This window comes from Nonomuraea sp. NPDC050536 (assembly GCF_044457685.1).
In the GTDB taxonomy this organism is placed as follows: Bacteria; Actinomycetota; Actinomycetes; order Streptosporangiales; family Streptosporangiaceae; genus Nonomuraea.
This window is the reverse complement of the sequence record NZ_JBITHD010000001.1, coordinates 511565-527277: the sequence shown is the minus strand read 5'-3', so window position 1 is coordinate 527277 and position 15713 is coordinate 511565. Positions and strand designations below refer to the sequence as shown.

The following is a 15713-nucleotide window of genomic DNA, read 5'->3' as shown; positions in this document are numbered from 1 at the left end:
GCAGCATGAACGTATGGGTCCACGCGCTCTGCCTCCCGGGCTGGTGATCGATCCATCGCTGCCGTCCGACGTCATCTCCGAGCTGCGGGCCACTCCGCACCTGCTCAGGATGGCCAGGATGGGCAGGAGGATCGAGCGTACGTACAGTCCCACCCTGCCCTTAGCGGTGCTCGGCTTCATGGTCGTGCTGTGGTTCGCCACCGGCGGGCCGGGCCCCATGGTCATCTCGATCGTGGTGGCACTGTTCATGGCGGGCAGATGGGCCTCCGTCGACGCGGCCAACCGGTCGGCCAGGCGGCGGCTGAAGCTGGCCTACGACCACGCCGCCCACTACGTGCTGCCGGAGGACCTGGACCACCCGTGCCAGATGCTGCTGCGCCGGGCGCAGGACGCGGTGGAGGTGATCCTGTCCTCGCGGGTGAACAGGGCGGGCTTCATCGACACGATCAACAACCAGGTGACGCTGCCGGAGGAGGTCTGGCAGATCGCGCAGCGCCTGGTGAACCTGTCGCGGATGCACGCCGAGCACTCCCACCTCGTCCCGCACGACGTGCCGTCGGGGATGGAGGAGGCGTTCAAGCCGTACACCTCCGCGCTGGACGCCGCCTGGACGTCGCTGTCGAAGCGGGTGCGCCAGCTGGAGCGCTACGCCAAGCAGGTGCAGCAGGCCGACCGGGTCTTCCACGCCCACCAGCGGCTGGAGGCGCTGATCGCACGGACGCCTGAATACCAGGCGCTGATCGCCGACACGCTCCGCGACGACCTGGCGCGCAGGCACATCAAGGAACTGGCCGACCAGGCGGCCGGCGCCCGCAAGCTGTTCGAGGAGAGCATCGCGCGGGCCAGGCAGACGGCCGGCGAGCTGCTCAGGAGCCCGCTCTCCTGAGCAGCTCCAGGGTGCGCCGCATGCCCGCCTCGTTGCCCAGGCTGCGGTAGATGTCCCTGGCCTGCTCCAGCGGCTCCACGGCGGCGCCGGAGCCGCCGGTGTCCAGGTGCGCCTCGCCCAGGTAGCGCAGGCTCAGCGCCATCCACCAGCGGTCCTCCAGCTCCTCGAAGGCCCGTACGGCCCGCCGCAGCTCCCGCTCCGACTCCTCGATCCGCCCGAGCCTGGCCAGTACCCGCCCGGTGGACAGCGCGGTGCGGGCCACGCCCCACGAGTCGCCCAGCGCCGCCAGGATCTCCTCGGCCCGCCGTACCATCTCCAGCTCACGCAGCCCGTTGGAGGGGTCGCCGACCTCGCCGGCGGCGCGCAGGCAGCGCGCCTCCTCCCACAGCTCGCCGCGCTGCTTGAACATCTCGGCGGCCCGGTTGAGGTTGTGTCCCGCCTTGGCGAAGCCGGCCATGGCCTCCCGGTGGTCGCCCTCGCGGCTCTGCCCGCGCGCCTGCGCGGCGATCACCTCGCCGTAGGCGCGCAGCGTCTGCGCCTCGGAGTAGCGGTTGCCGTCGCGCTTGAACACCTCGAGCGCGTCCTCGAGCAGCTCGCGCGCCTCCTCAGGGCGGCGCTCGGCCAGGCGCATCTCGGCCAGGTTGCGCTGCGTGCGGGCCAGCCACCACAGGTCGTCCTCGCCCTTGAACGCGGTGATGGCGCCGATGAGGAACTCCTGCGCCCGGTCCAGGTGCCCGTCGCTGAACAGGCTCATCCCGACCGTCCGCATCGCCCTGGCCGCCCACCACGACTCGCCCAGCTCGGTGAACAGCTCCAGCGCCCGCTCGGCGTCCGCGCGGGCCGCCGCGCGCCTGCCCAGCCCGCCCTGTACGGCGGCGCGGTCGAGGAGCGAGATGCCCAGGGCACGGCGGTCGCCGGAGCGCTCGGCGGCCTGGCAGCCCAGCTCGGCGACGGTGTCCCAGTCGCTCCAGTAGGCCCGCAGCGAATGACACAGCGAGCAGAACGCCCTGGCCAGGCCCCAGGTCAGGTCCCATAGCTGGAGCTGGCTGGCCAGGGAGACCATGGCGATCAGGGACAGGCGCTCGGCGTTGAGCCAGTCGCCTGCGTGCACCTCGCCGGGTCCGGTCGAGCGGTGACCGCCCTTGCTCCAGTCCTGCGGCCAGCGTTCCTGGGCGGCGTCCTCGGCGCGGCGGCGGTAGCCGTACAGGACCCGCTCGATCGCGGCGCGGCGGCGGCCCGGCTCGTCCTCCTGGGCCAGCTCGGCGGCGAAGACGCGGACCAGGTCGTGCAGGCGGTAGCGGATGGTGCCGGTCTGGTCGGTGCCGGACGACTCGGCCAGCTGCGCGTCGATGAGCGCCTCGAGCTGGTCGCCGCCGTCCAGGACGGAGATGTCGAGCAGCTCGCCCGCCACCCAGCCGGGCACGTCGGGCGAGGTGAGCGCGGACAGCAGGCGCAGCAGGCGGCGCTGCATGCCGGTGCAGTCGTCGTAGCTGAGCTGCACCGAGGCCCGCACGCTCTTGTCCAGGGTCGGGCCGAGCTCCAGCTGGTCCAGGCGGCGGCGCTCGTCGAGCAGGCGGCCGGCCATCTCGCGCAGCGTCCACTGCTCGCGGGTGGCCAGGCGGCCGCCGCAGATGCTGATCGCCAGCGGCAGGCTGTCGCACAGCGCCACGATCTGCTTGGCCGAGGCCAGGTCCTCCACGACGCGCTCGCCGCCGGCCAGCCTGGCCAGCAGCTCCACGCCCTGCGCCTCGCTGAACTGGCCGAGCTGCTTGTCGTAGGTGGCGCCCAGGAACAGCGGCTGGCGCGAGGAGACGAGCACCGCGCAGCCGGGCTCGGCGGGGATGAGCGGTTTGACCTGCTGGGCGGTGTGGGCGTTGTCCACGCCGATGAGGATCCTGCGGCCCTTGGTCCAGGTCAGCCAGAGCTTGCGTAACTCGTCCAGCCCGCCGGGGTCGGTGGTCAGGCGGACGCCGAGCGCCCGCAGGAACCCGACCAGCACCTCCTCGGGCCGCACCTCGGCGTCGACGCCGCCACGCAGGTTGGCGTACAGGCGGCCGTCGGGAAACCACTGCGCGGCCTCCTGGGCGAAGCGGGCAAGCAGCGCCGACTTGCCGATGCCGCCCCTGCCGTACACCGAGACGACCAGCGACGGGCCGAGGTCCTTGGCCTTCCTGCGGGCGGTGAACACCTGGCGCAGCTCGGCGAGGTCGTCTACGCGGCCGGTGAAGTGCTCGGGCGCGGGCGGCCACTGGTCGGGCTGCCGCCACTGCGACTCGCCCTCGGGTAACCCGGGGTTCTTGTCGGTGGTGGCCCAGGTGGTCAGGCCTACGAGGAGGGCCGCCCCCGCGGTCAGGCCGATCTTGATCGCCGGCGGCACGTCCCAGTCCACGAACGCGGCCAGCACGCTCGCGGCGGCGGCGGCGACACCCGCGGCGACAGGCGCGGCCAGCGGCACTTTCCTACGCCGGCGCTTCGGTTTGTCCGGCAGTGACAGCGGGCCTGTCAATGAACACCCCCTTTGGGGGTGATTCAACTCGATGAGGTACGGCTCGCGCCAGCCGTACCCCATCCGTTCATCTAAAGGCCGACCACGTGGCAGGTGGCGGTGGCCGTCTTCGTGGGGTCGCTCTCCGAGGTGGCGGTGAGCTTGACCTTGGCGAGGCGGTCGCCACCGGCGGCGCGGATCGCGTTCACCGTGACGAGCGACTGGTCGCCCGTCTGGATCGACGACAGCTCGTTGGGCAGCTGGGTCGTCCAGCCGTTGCCCTGGACCTCGGCCTTGAGGCGGTAGACGTCAGCACTGGCGCGCGGGTCCGACACCTTCTGACCGGTGTTGAAGACGGGGAAGCGGCAGGTGGAGACGCCGTTCCCGGCGGGCACTCCCGCACCGGGCAGGACGCGGACGCCACGGCGCTGCGTGCCGGAGCCGTCCAGGGAGCGGACCGCGACCGTGTACGTCAGCGTGCCCTTGCGGTCGCGCTTGACGTCGAGGACGTAGAAGTGCAGGCGGTTGGCCGTGTCCTCGTACTCGTACTGGCTGCCGGAGCCGGTGCCCGCGTGGAAGAGGGCGTCGGACAGCTGCCGGTAGTCGCCGATCGTGATCGGCACCTTGGTGCCGTCGGGCAGGACGTAGTCGGTCATCTTGATGTCCTGCGGGTTGGCGTCGACGACCCACTCGAACGGGGCGCTGTCCTGGTTCTTGGTCTTGGCCAGCAGGACGCCCGCGTCGGGGGTGAAGGAGTCGGTGCCGACCCGGTCCACCACCTCGACCGTGTAGTTCTCGTAGCCCCCGCCGTCGCACAGCGGATCGGTCTTGATGTCGCACTTCGGGCTCTTGTCGCCGCCCTCGAGCACGATGTTGACGCCCGAGAGGTCGCCGGCGCCCGGGAGGGTCTCGCGGGAGTTGACCCTGGCCGTGATCAGGCCCGACTGCGTGATGCCGTCGCGGGAGAGGCTGAGCACGTTCGCCGGGTCCACCAGGCCGAGCTTGATCTTGTTGCGCAGCATGTGCTGGGCGCCCATCGACGCGCCCGAGGTGGGCGGGATCAGCCAGCGCGAGTGCGGGCCGCCGGGACCGTTGAAGGTGCCGCGGCTGAGCATCTCCCAGATGCCGGAGTACGCGCGGCGGGGCGGGATGCCGTACGGGTTGTTGTAGTTGTCCAGCACGCCCAGGATGTGGCTGAACTCGTGGGCGTAGACGGACATGCCGGAGCTCTCGGCCTGGACGGAGTCGACGCCGATGTTGGCGTTGGGCCAGAAGTTCGACCCCGCCTGCCAGGAGGTCCAGTCGACGTACCGGGTCTTGACCCAGTTCGGCAGGTTCGGGTCGGGCGGGCCCCACTCGTCGGTCACGTCCTCCTTCGTGGGGAACTTCATCATCCCGAACTCCTGCCAGGTGGAGGACTCGTCCTGGCCGGCGCTGAGGTAGAAGACGAAGTCGAACTGCTTGACCGTGTCGGGGCCGACCGCCGCCTCCCAGGCGGCGTGGCCGTCGGTGCGCAGGTTCTTGTTGCAGGAGTCGCCGGCCGGGCAGCCGGTGCCGCCCTGGAACTCCATGGCGTACTCGTGCCGCTTGCCCGGCAGGGTGTAGGGGCCGAAGCCGGTCAGCTCCACGCCGTAGCGTCCGCCCGAGTCCTCCATCCAGTACTCGTGGATGGTGTGGCCCTTGTTGAGCGCGTTGGGGGTGTTGAGGAAGTCCTGGTAGAACTTGGCCACCTGGTCACGGGGGATGTCGTGGGCCTCGGCGCTGGGGTTCTTGTAGATCGTCGAACCCTTGGGCTGGGTGACCACGAACTTCTGGTCCGGGTAGTCGAGCAGGACCAGCGCGCCCTTGAAGGTGCGCTTGGACCCCTTGAGGTTCGGGTCGTTCCAGGCGGTGCCGGGGACTCGCTTGTAGTCGTCCCACGTCATGTGGTCGGGGTTCTCCCAGTTCTGCGGGTCGATGGGCTTGATGTCGCCCGCGGGGCGGCCGCGCAGGGTCTGGGCCTGGTCGGGGCCGTCCTGCTGCCACGGCTGGGTCTGCGGCCAGTGGTCCTGGCGCCAGGGGTACTTCGGATCGTCGGGGGATGCTGCGGAAGCGGGGGCCGTCATCAGGCTCGTCGGAATCGCGACGATCACCGTCAGTAACCCCAAAAGCAGCTTCTTCGGGGCATTCACCCATCGGACGGTATAGACGATGTTGACGGAGATCATCGGGCAGTTGTAGGGAAGAGCCGTGGATTTATTTCCGGCATATATAGAAACGTCCAGGTGAGCTGTGGCGGATCTTCAGCGGATCGTGGATGAGCTGGCGGCCCGGCTCGACCGGCCGCTGCTGCTGGAGGACCGCCTCCAGCGAGTGGTGGCCTACAGCGAGCAGAGCGGGGCCATGGACGACATCCGCCGCGACTCGATCCTGCGCAGGCACACCACGCCCGAGGTGCGCGCCTGGCTGCGGGACGCGGGCATCCACGGGGCCACCGGGCCGCTGCGCACCCCGGGGTCCGCCCCGCTGGGGCTGCTGCCGCGGGTGTGCGTGCCGATCCGGCACGACTCGGCGCTGCTCGGGTTCCTGTGGTTCATCGACAAGCCCGCCATGAGCCCGGCGGACGTCGCGACCGCGGCCGAGGCGGTGCCCGCGCTGGCGCTGGCGCTGTTCCACGAGAGCCTGGCCAGCGGTCTCGCCTCGCACCGGGAGCTGGAGGCCGTCACCGGCGTCCTGCTGGGCGAGCGGGAGGCGGCCCGTCAGCTGATCGAGGCCGGCGCCTTCCCACAGGCGCAGGCGGTCACCGTCCTGGTGGCCAGGCCCGTGGCCGCGCCGGGCGAATCTGTCAGGCTGGCGCTCGAGCAGGGGCTGCTGGCGCTGCGGCGGCGGCTCAGCGGGCACCACACGCTGCATCTGGTCCGCTACGACCACGGCGTGCTGCTCATGGCGGGGGGCGGGATGCCGATGGAGGAGGTGCACGCCGCCGTGGGCGTGCCCGTCGTGGTCGGCGTGGGCCGGCCCAGGCCGTCGCTGGCCGAGGCCGCCGGGTCCTACACCGAGGCGCTGCACGCGGCGGAGGTCGCCGGGCGGGTGCCCGGGCTGGGCGACTCGGTGGAGTGGGCGCGGCTGGGCGTCTATCGGTTGCTGACCCGGGTGCCGCACGACGAGCTGCATCCCGGGCTCGAGATCCTGCTGGCCGACGAGCAGCACCTGACGCTGCTGGAGACGCTGGAGACCTACCTGGACCTGGCGGGCAGCGCGGTGGCGACCTCGCGGGCCCTGCGCCTGCACAGGACCTCGCTGTACTACCGGCTGCAGCGGGTGGAGGAGCTGGCCGCCACCGACCTGAAGGACGGCGGGGAACGGCTCGCGCTGCACCTGAGCCTCAAACTCGCCCGTCTCTCGGGTCGCTACCGCCCCAGGGACACAGGTGCCCGGGCGTGATTGCGTGGCCGCTCGGGCTCACGTTTAATGCCGGAAAGGAAAGATCCGACGGGAGATTTCATGCCGTCTGCAACGCGTGCCGGTCCGGTCCTGGGCCGGCGCGCGCCCGCACCCGTCGTGCTCCACTCGGCCCCGCTGGTGCTGCCGATCGGTACGGAACCACTGCGTGACGGGGCCGTCGCGATCAGGGGTGATCGGGTGCTGCGGGTGGGTCCGCGCGCGGAACTCCTCGGGCTCTTCGCGGTCACGCGGGAGCGCCGCTGGCCCGGCGCCCTCCTGCCCGGCCTCGTCGACGCCCGGGCCACCCGCCGCCACCCCGGCGCGCCGGGATCCCGCACACCCGGTTCCGGTACGCCGGGGCGATCGGCGCAGGCCGGAGAGCGGTCTTGCGCGCCCGGGTTCGGGGTGACGACGCGGGCGGGGGTCGTCGGGGAGCCGGGCGAGGCGGGATGGGTGCCGGACCTCGGGTACGTGCCGGTGACCAGTCCCGGCGTGGAGGAGTGGGACGAGCGGGACCGTGACCTGCTGATCACGGCGATCCGCGAGGTCGAGCGGCCGAGCGCGATCGGCGTCGCCGCGTACACCGCCGACCTCCAGGTGCTGGAGGACGTGGCGGTGCTGGCCAGGACGTTCGGGCTGCGGCTCCTGGTCGACCTCGACCGGCACTCCCTGGCGGCGCTCGACGAGGCGGGCATCCTCGGACCGCACTGCCACGCCGCCTGCTCGCGGTCCCTCGACCCTGGCGAGCGGAAGCTGCTGAGGCTGCGCCACACCGTGGCCGCCCTGTGCCCGCCGCCGCCGGACGACGCGCTGACCCTGATCGAGGAGGGCAACCTGGTCGCGCTCGGCTCGGGCGGCCTGGGCGACCCGCTGGCCCAGGCCCGTACGGTGCTGGCGCAGGCGCGCGGGCGCACCCCTCGCCCGCGCGGCCTGGACGGCAAGCTCGTCGAGGCGGCCACGCTGGGTGGTGCCAGGGCGCTGGGCCTGGCCGAGGGGGCCGGGCGGATCGGCACCCTGGGTCGCGGCAGCCGGGCCGACCTGGCCGTGTTCGCCGCCGGCGGCCGCTATCCCTACGCGTCCCTGCTGGACGGCGTCCCCTGCCTGGGCACCGTCATCGGCGGCGTCGAGCTGTAGCCACGGCTTCCGCCCCGGCCTGCCGTACCGGATCGGCGGGGTCAGGACGGCTGGGCGTCGACCGTGCCGAGCAGGCGGGTGAGCTGTTCGCGCTCCTCCTCGGACAGGACCGCGAACAGCTCCTGGCCGGCGAGGCGGCGGGCCTCGCGGGAACGCTCGTGCGTGGCGAGCCCCTCCGGCGTGAGGACCACCAGCGTCGAGCGGCGGTTGGACGGGTCGGTCTGGCGGCGCACGAGCCCGTCCTCCTCCAGCGCGTCGACCACCGGCGTGAGCGAGCGCGGCACGATCCGCAGTTGCTCTGCCAGGCGCACCATGCGCAGCGGCCCGTCGGCCTCGGCCAGCGCGCGCAGCGCCCGCGCCTGGCCGGGATTGAGCCCGAGCGGCTCCAGGCGCTGCTTGTAGCCGTAGCGCAGCCGCCGGCTGACCCGATGCAGGAGCTCGGAAAGCTCCACGTCCTCCATGACCACACAGTTTAGCGGGAACAAATATGAGCTAACCTCTGTTGGAGGGAACATCTGAAAGGAGCTTTACTTGGCAGAGGAACCACGCGCGCCGCTCGGGCGCATCATCGGACTCTTCCGCGCCTATCGCGGCCGCCTGGCCCTGGTGGGCGCACTCATCCTGCTGTCGTCGCTGGTCTCGCTGGCCTCGCCGTTCCTGCTGCGCGAGGTGCTGGACGTGGCGATCCCGTCGCACGACACGCTGCTGCTGTCACTGCTGGCCCTGGGCATGATCGCGGTCGCGGTCACGACCAGCGTGTTCGACGTGCTGCAGACGCTGATCTCCACCACGGTCGGGCAGCGGGTCATGCACGACCTGCGCACCGCCGTCTACACCCACCTGCAGCGCATGTCGCTGGCGTTCTTCACCCGCACCAGGACGGGCGAGGTGCAGTCACGCATCGCCAACGACATCGGCGGCATGCAGTCGGTGGTCACCTCCACCGCCACCTCCATCGTCTCGAACCTCACCACCGTCCTCGCCTCGATCGTGGCCATGGTGGCGCTCGACTGGCGGCTCACCGTGGTGTCGCTGCTCCTGCTGCCCCTGTTCGTGTGGATCAGCAGGAAGGTCGGCAAGGAGCGCCGCCGCATCACCGCCGAACGGCAGCGCAAGCTGGCCGGGCTGTCGTCCCTGGTGATGGAGTCGCTGTCGATCAGCGGCGTCCTGCTCGGGCGCACCATGGGCCGCTCCCCCGAGCTCACCGCCCGCTTCGCCACGGCCTCCGACGAGCTGGCGGACCTGGAGGTGCGCTCCAGCATGGCCGGGCGGTGGCGGCAGTCGTCGATCCAGATCATCATGGCCGCGATGCCGGCGCTGATCTACTGGGCGGTCGGCTACACCGGCGCGATCTCGGTCGGCACCCTCGTCGCCTTCACCACGCTGCAGCTCTCGCTCTTCCGTCCCGCGGTGTCGCTGCTGCGGCTCGGGGTGGAGGTGCAGAGCTCGCTCGCCCTGTTCGGGCGCATCTTCGAGTACCTCGACCTGCCCGTCGACATCCGGCCCGGCGCCCGCTCGCTGGAGTCGCCGCGCGGCCACGTCCGCTTCGACCAGGTCTCCTTCTCGTACGGCGAGCCCCCCGCATCACCCGATCCCGCCGATCCCGATCCCGCCGAGTCCGCGACGGTGCCCGATGTCGCCGAGTCCGCGACTTTGTCCGACATTTCGGTGGACGTTCCGGCGGGCAGCTCGCTCGCGGTCGTCGGCGAGACCGGGTCGGGCAAGACCACCCTCAGCTACCTGCTCCCCCGCCTCTACGACGTGAGCAGCGGGCACGTCAGCATCGACGGCGCCGACGTGCGGGACCTGACCTTCGAGTCACTGGCCGGCACGGTCGGCGTGGTGTCGCAGGAGACCTACCTCTTCCACGCCTCGATCGCCGACAACCTCCGCTTCGCCAAGCCGGACGCCACCGACGAGGAACTCGTCGAGGCGGCCACCGCGGCGCGCATCCACGGCCACATCGCCTCGCTGCCCGACGGCTACGACACGCTGGTCGGCGAGCGCGGCTACCGCTTCTCGGGCGGGGAGAAGCAGCGCCTGGCCATCGCCCGCACCCTGCTGCGCAACCCGCCGATCCTCATCCTCGACGAGGCCACCAGCGCCCTGGACACGCAGACGGAACGCGCCGTGCAGGAGGCGCTCGACGCGCTGGCGCAGGGCCGCACCACCATCACCATCGCGCACCGCCTGTCGACGATCAGGGACGCGGACCAGATCATCGTCCTGGACCACGGCCGCATCGTCGAACGCGGCACCCACGACGCCCTCGTCGCCCTCAACGGCCACTACGCCACCCTCACCACCCGCGACCGCCCCCTCGAACTCGTATAGGAGACCCAGGTCAGGGGTAGGGGGCGCGTATGACTGAGAGACCGCCCGACCGTTTTGGGCTGAGTGACGAGCAGGAGATCGAGGTCGAGGAGTGGAACGACGACCTCGGCCTGGAGCATGAGATCGCCGAGGACGACCCCGAGCAGCGTGACACCATCGGCGAGCGGCTGTGGCGGGAGGCGCCCGAGCGCGAGCGGGAACCCCGCGAGGAGCACCGGTTGACGAGCGACGGGGAGGAGTACGCCGAGGACTGGGGGGACGAGGCCGGGGACGACCTGTCCGCCGAGGAGCGGGCCGTGCGGGTTGATCCGGACGAGGAGTACTAGGCGTTCTCGCGGAGGTAGGGCAGCAAGGCACGCAGGTCGTCGATGACGACGTCCGCCTTGGCCGCCTCCGGGCGGAGCGCGTGCAGGTAGCCCCAGGGGCCGCGGCGCAGCATGGCCGTGCGCATGCCCGCCTCTCCCGCCGGCAGGACGTCGTTGTCGAGCCGGTCGCCCACGTAGAGGATCTCCGCGGGCTCGCGGCCGGCCACCGCCGCCACCTTGGCGAAGAAGCCGGGCTCCGGTTTGGCCACGCCCCAGCCGTCCGAGGTGTGGATCGAGTCCGCGGGCAGGTCCATCGCGACCAGCGCGTCGTAGGCCGTGGTGGGCTGGTTGCCGGCCACGATCACCTGGTAGCCGGCCGTACGCAGCTCCTCGAACGCCGGCCGTACGTCGGCGTAGAGATCGTCGGCGTCGAAGTGGTTACGCAGGCTGCCGGGCTCGTCGCGGGCCCAGGCCTCGATGTCGGCGTCCACGTCGAACCCGGGACGCAGCACCTCGAAGGTCTCCCCGTGCGGGAGGTCGAGCGCGGCCATGCCGCCGAGCACGCCGAGGAACGTCAGCCGCGGCACGCCCAGCCGGTCGGCCCAGCGCGACCAGATGCGCGTCTCGTCGATCAGCGTCTCACCGACGTCGAACACCACGGCTTTGATCGTCAACGAGCTCTCCATTCGGCCACGACGCGGTCGACGTCGAAGGGCATCAGGTTCAGCGGCGGACCGGACAAACCAGTCTTTATCGCCTGACGGATCCTATCGTTGACCTCCTCCACGATCTGCCGCACCTCGGCCTCCGACCTGGCCTTATGCGCCAGCTCCAGCGCCTCCTCCGCGTCCTTGCGCAGCTGGAGCGTGGGCGGCAGCGGCATCTTCAGCCCTTCACTGGCGATCTTCTGCTTGACCCACCAGTTCTCGTCGTTCAGCTCGCCGCGATTGGGCAGCGGCTTGCCCGCGCCCGGCAGGTCGTCGAACTGGCCGCGCTCTGCGGCCTCGCGGATCTGCCTGTCGATCCAGGTTTCGAAGTTCATCCCGAGCGGTTTGCGTTCCGTCATGTGAGCCTCTCCATCGTCTTGGCGATGCGCTTCTCGGAGACGGGCGTCGGCGTGCCGAGGGTCTGCGCGAAGAAGCTCACGCGCAGCTCCTCGATCATCCACCTGACCTCGGTGACATCGGGGTCGGTACGGCGGGCCGGGTGCAGCCGGTCGAGCAGGTCGAGGTAGGCGTCCTCCACGGCGTGCACGCGGTCCATCCACTCCACGTCCCGCCACGGCTCCTCGGGGAGCTTGGCGAGCCGGCGGTCGATGGCCCGCAGGTAGCGCGAGACGTCCGGCAGCCGCCGGGCTCCGGTCGCGGTGACGAAGCCGGGGTAGACCAGCTTGCCCAGCTGGTCGCGCACGTCGTCGGTGGAGGGACCGGCCCGCAGCCCGTCGAGCCGGCCGCCGATCGTGTGCCAGACGGAAAGGATCTGCTCCACCTTGTCCAGCACGTCGCGCGCGGTGTCGTGCAGCTCGGCGCGCACGTGCTGGTAGAGCCGGTCGAACGAGACCGAGTCCCAGGCAGGACCGCCCACGTCGGCCATCAGCTTGTCGGCCGAGGCGTTCACCACATCGTCGAACAGCGCCACCGCGCCGCCGTGCGGGCTGCGCGACAGGGCCAGCTTGGCCTGGTTGGACAGACCGCCGAGCAGCGACTTGGCCGGGTTGGTGACGTTCAGCAGGAGCAGGCGCCGGGTGCCGGGCCAGTGCGCGCGCCGCTGCTCGGCCGCCGTCTCGAAGATCTTCACGCCGACGCTGGAGCCCTCGTCGACCAGCGCCGGGTAGCCCTTCATCCGCCCCTGCTCGAACACCTTGGGCAGGGTGCCGACGCTCCAGGTGTGCAGGCCCGACTGCTCCAGGTCGTCACCGGCGGCCGACAGGGTCTTGCGCAGACGCGGGGCCAGGCGGCGCTTGAGCGCGTCCAGGTCCTTGTCCTCGGCGACGGTCCGCTTCTTCTCGTCGATCACCCGGTAGGTGATGCGCAGGTGGTCGGGGACCTGGTCGAGCTGCCAGGCGTCGTGCGGGACGCGCACGCCGGTCAGGCGCAGCAGCTCGCGCTCGACGGTCTCCAGCAGCGCGCCGTCGGGGTTGCCCACGTTCTGAAGCACCTGGCGGGCGAAGTTGGGGGCGGGCACGAAGTTGCGGCGCAGGTGCTTGGGCAGCGACCTGATCAGCGCGGTGACCAGCTCCTCGCGCAGGCCGGGGATCTGCCAGTCGAAGCCGTCGGCGCCGACCTGGTTGAGCACCTGCAGCGGCACGTGCACGGTCACGCCGTCGGCGCCCTGCTCATCATCTGGGCCCGGCGCGAATCGATATGTGAGCCGCATCCGCTGGCCGAGCTGCCGCCAGGTGTCGGGGTAGTCCTGGGTGCTGACGTCCGCGTTCTCGTTGACGAGCATCTCGGGCGTGAAGGTCAGCAGGGCCTTGTCCTGGTTCTTCTTCCACCACGCGTCGAAGTGCCGGGCGGAGACCACGTCGGCGGGTACGCGCTGGTCGTAGAAGTCGAACAGGGCCTCGTCGTCGACCAGGATGTCGCGGCGGCGGGCCCGGTTCTCCAGCTCCTCGACCTCCTCCAGGAGCTTGCGGTTGTCCTTGAGGAAGGCGTGGTGGGTGTCCCAGTCGCCCTCGACCAGCGCGTGCCGGATGAACAGCTCGCGCGACAGGTCCGGGTCGATCCTGCCGTAGTTGACCTTCCTGCCGACCACGAGCGGTACGCCGTACAGGGTGACCTTCTCCAGGGCGATGACGGCGCCCTGGTTCTTCTCCCAGTGCGGCTCGGAGTAGCTGCGTTTGATCAGGTGCTGGGCCAGCGGCTCGACCCAGTCGGGCTCGATCTTGGCGTTGACGCGGGCCCAGAGCCGGGAGGTCTCGACCAGCTCGGCGGACATGACCCACTGGGGCTGCTTCTTGGCCAGGGACGAGCCGGGGAAGATCGCGAAGCGGGCGTTGCGGGCGCCGATGTACTCCTGGATCGGCCGACGGCCGTCACCGGAGCGTTTCTCCATGACGTCCTTGACGCCGAGGTGCGACAGCAGGCCGACGAGCAGGGAGGTGTGGACGGCGAGCGGCGAAGCAGGGGTGCTGTCCGGCTGAACGCCCAGGGTCTGCCGGATTTGGCTGTAAATATCCTGCCATTCCCGGACACGGAGGTAATTGAGGAACTCGGCCTTGCACAGGCGGCGGAAGGCGCTTGAGGACAGCTCCTTCTGCTTGTCGCGCAGGTGGTTCCACAGGTTGAGGTAGGCGAGGAAGTCCGAGTCGGGGTCGGCGAAGCGGCGGTGCTTCTCGTCGGCCTGCTGCTGCTTGTCGGCGGGGCGCTCGCGCGGGTCCTGGATCGACAGGGCCGCGGCGATCACCATGACCTCGCGCAGGCAGCCGTTGTGCTCGGCCTCCAGCACCATCCGGCCCAGCCTGGGGTCGACGGGCAGGCCCGCGAGCTTGCGGCCGATCGGGGTGAGCTTGTCCTGGGCGTCGAAGGCGCCCAGCTCGTGCAGCAGGTTGACGCCGTCGCGGACCTGCCGCTTGTCCGGCGGCTCGACGAACGGGAACGCCTCGATGTCGCCCAGCCCGATCGAGGTCATCTGCAGGATGACGCTGGCCAGGTTGGTGCGCAGGATCTCCGGGTCGGTGAACTCCGGCCTGTTGAGGAAGTCCTCCTCCTCGTACAGGCGGATGCAGATGCCGTCGGAGGTGCGGCCCGAGCGGCCCTTGCGCTGGTTGGCGCTGGCCTGGGAGACGGCCTCGATGGGCAGGCGCTGCACCTTGGTGCGGTGGCTGTAGCGGGAGATGCGCGCGTAGCCGGGGTCGACCACGTACTTGATGCCGGGCACGGTCAGCGACGTCTCGGCCACGTTGGTGGCCAGCACGATCCGGCGGCCGGTGTGGCTCTGGAAGACGCGGTGCTGCTCGGCGCTCGACAGCCGGGCGTACAGCGGCAGCACCTCGGTGTTGCGGAAGTCGGCCTTGCCCAGCGCGTCGGCGGCGTCGCGGATCTCCCGCTCCCCGCTCAGGAACACCAGGATGTCGCCGGGGCCCTCGGTGACGAGCTCGCGGCAGGCCGCCACGATGCCCGCCGTCTGGTCGTCGTCCTCGTCCAGCGGCCGGTAGCGCACCTCCACGGGATAGGTCCGGCCGGAGACCTCGACGATCGGGGCGTCGCCGAAGTGGCGCGAGAAGCGCTCGGGGTCGATCGTGGCGCTGGTGATGATCACCTTGAGGTCGGGGCGCCTCGGCAGGAGCTGCTTGACGTAGCCGAGGATGAAGTCGATGTTGAGGCTGCGCTCGTGCGCCTCGTCGATGATCAGCGTGTCGTACTGCTCGAGCAGCCGGTCGTTCTGCAGCTCGGCCAGCAGGATGCCGTCGGTCATCAGCTTGACCAGGGTGCGGTCGCTGCCCTTGTCGGTGAAGCGGACCTTGTAGCCGACGACCTCGCCCAGCTGGGTGTCCAGCTCCTCGGCGATGCGCTCGGCCACCGTGCGGGCGGCGATGCGGCGCGGCTGGGTGTGGCCGATGAGGCCGCGGACGCCGCGGCCCAGCTCCAGGCAGATCTTGGGGATCTGGGTGGTCTTGCCGGACCCGGTCTCGCCCGCGATGATCACGACCTGGTTGTCGCGGATGGCCTCGAGCAGGTCGTCCTTCCGCTGCGAGACCGGCAGATTTTCCGGATATTTCACTACCGGTACGGCTGCGCGGCGGGTCTCCAGGCGACGCTCGGCCCGTTCGATGTCGGCCAGGATCTCGGCGGCGATCTTGTCACGGGCCTCGCGGGAGCGGACCCGGCGCACGCCGTCGAGCCTGCGCCGCAACCGCCGCTGGTCGCGCGGCATGAGTTCGGGCAGGCGTGCCTGGAGGTCGGCGAGAGGAGAGGACAACGCAGAGGTTCCCATACTGCTTTCAAGGATATTTGAGCCCCGCGCACCGGGAGCCAACGGCCCATCGTGCCTCAGCGTCCCGCGGCTCCGCATCCCAATATCGCCGTGCAAGCAGGAGACCGTGATCGCCCACAGCCGGCCCACTCTCCCCAGAGTTACGCCATGGGCAATCACGGTCTCGGTAGTGAGACTCCCAGGGGGCCCCGGAGGTTGCATCCCGGGAACC

Annotated in this window: 11 protein-coding genes; 5 read left to right on the top strand and 6 right to left on the bottom strand. The window is 70.8% G+C overall.

Translation table 11 applies throughout. From position 1 onward, the window contains the following. Positions 1-13 precede the first annotated feature (13 nt). Positions 14-886, top strand: coding sequence for a hypothetical protein (locus ACIBHX_RS02790; RefSeq protein WP_397063581.1), 873 nt, complete (start codon positions 14-16; stop codon positions 884-886). Here the strand turns inward: ACIBHX_RS02790 and ACIBHX_RS02785 are convergent. Together ACIBHX_RS02785 and ACIBHX_RS02780 are read right to left on the bottom strand one after the other, a co-directional pair. Next, on the bottom strand, positions 867-3341 hold the full coding sequence (locus ACIBHX_RS02785) for a tetratricopeptide repeat protein (RefSeq protein ID WP_397063580.1): 2475 nt from the start codon (positions 3339-3341) through the stop codon (positions 867-869). The two genes, ACIBHX_RS02790 and ACIBHX_RS02785, sit on opposite strands and share 20 nt — an antisense overlap. A gap of 122 nt (positions 3342-3463) precedes the next feature. Beyond that, positions 3464-5542 carry a peptidase M6 gene (locus ACIBHX_RS02780; protein WP_397063579.1) on the bottom strand — a complete coding sequence of 693 codons (2079 nt, stop codon included), beginning with the start codon at positions 5540-5542 and terminating at the stop codon, positions 3464-3466. A gap of 100 nt (positions 5543-5642) precedes the next feature. On the opposite strand from ACIBHX_RS02780, the gene ACIBHX_RS02775 reads away from it, so the two are divergent. Both ACIBHX_RS02775 and ACIBHX_RS02770 read left to right on the top strand, forming a co-directional pair. Continuing rightward, positions 5643-6794, top strand: a complete 1152-nt coding sequence (locus ACIBHX_RS02775; protein WP_397063577.1) for a PucR family transcriptional regulator — start codon at positions 5643-5645, stop codon at positions 6792-6794. Between the two features lie 60 nt (positions 6795-6854). After that, a complete protein-coding gene (locus ACIBHX_RS02770) occupies positions 6855-7928 on the top strand; it encodes a hypothetical protein (protein ID WP_397063576.1) in 1074 nt (357 codons plus the stop codon). Positions 7929-7969: 41 nt separating this feature from the next. Here the strand turns inward: ACIBHX_RS02770 and ACIBHX_RS02765 are convergent, their stop codons facing one another. Then, positions 7970-8389: a MarR family winged helix-turn-helix transcriptional regulator gene (locus ACIBHX_RS02765; RefSeq protein WP_397063574.1), complete on the bottom strand. Its 420-nt coding sequence runs from the start codon at positions 8387-8389 to the stop codon at positions 7970-7972. Between the two features lie 70 nt (positions 8390-8459). Between ACIBHX_RS02765 and ACIBHX_RS02760 the strand changes: the two genes are divergently transcribed. Further along, entirely contained in the window at positions 8460-10262 is a 1803-nt protein-coding gene (locus ACIBHX_RS02760) for an ABC transporter ATP-binding protein (RefSeq protein ID WP_397063572.1), read from the top strand. A gap of 29 nt (positions 10263-10291) precedes the next feature. Beyond that, positions 10292-10588, top strand: a complete 297-nt coding sequence (locus tag ACIBHX_RS02755; RefSeq protein WP_397063571.1) for a hypothetical protein — start codon at positions 10292-10294, stop codon at positions 10586-10588. On the opposite strand, the gene ACIBHX_RS02750 is transcribed toward ACIBHX_RS02755, so the two are convergent. The 3 genes from ACIBHX_RS02750 to hrpA are packed head-to-tail and all read right to left on the bottom strand — an operon-like array spanning position 10585 to position 15502. Beyond that, a complete protein-coding gene (locus ACIBHX_RS02750) occupies positions 10585-11241 on the bottom strand; it encodes an HAD family hydrolase (RefSeq protein ID WP_397063569.1) in 657 nt (218 codons plus the stop codon). The two genes, ACIBHX_RS02755 and ACIBHX_RS02750, sit on opposite strands and share 4 nt — an antisense overlap. Beyond that, on the bottom strand, positions 11238-11633 hold the full coding sequence (locus ACIBHX_RS02745; RefSeq protein ID WP_397063567.1) for a DUF1992 domain-containing protein: 396 nt from the start codon (positions 11631-11633) through the stop codon (positions 11238-11240). The genes ACIBHX_RS02750 and ACIBHX_RS02745 overlap by 4 nt, the downstream gene beginning before the upstream one ends. Beyond that, the gene (gene hrpA / locus ACIBHX_RS02740; protein WP_397063565.1) at positions 11630-15502 is read right to left on the bottom strand and encodes an ATP-dependent RNA helicase HrpA; all 3873 of its coding nucleotides are present in this window, start codon (positions 15500-15502) and stop codon (positions 11630-11632) included. The genes ACIBHX_RS02745 and hrpA overlap by 4 nt, the downstream gene beginning before the upstream one ends. Between the last annotated feature and the right edge of the window lie 211 nt (positions 15503-15713).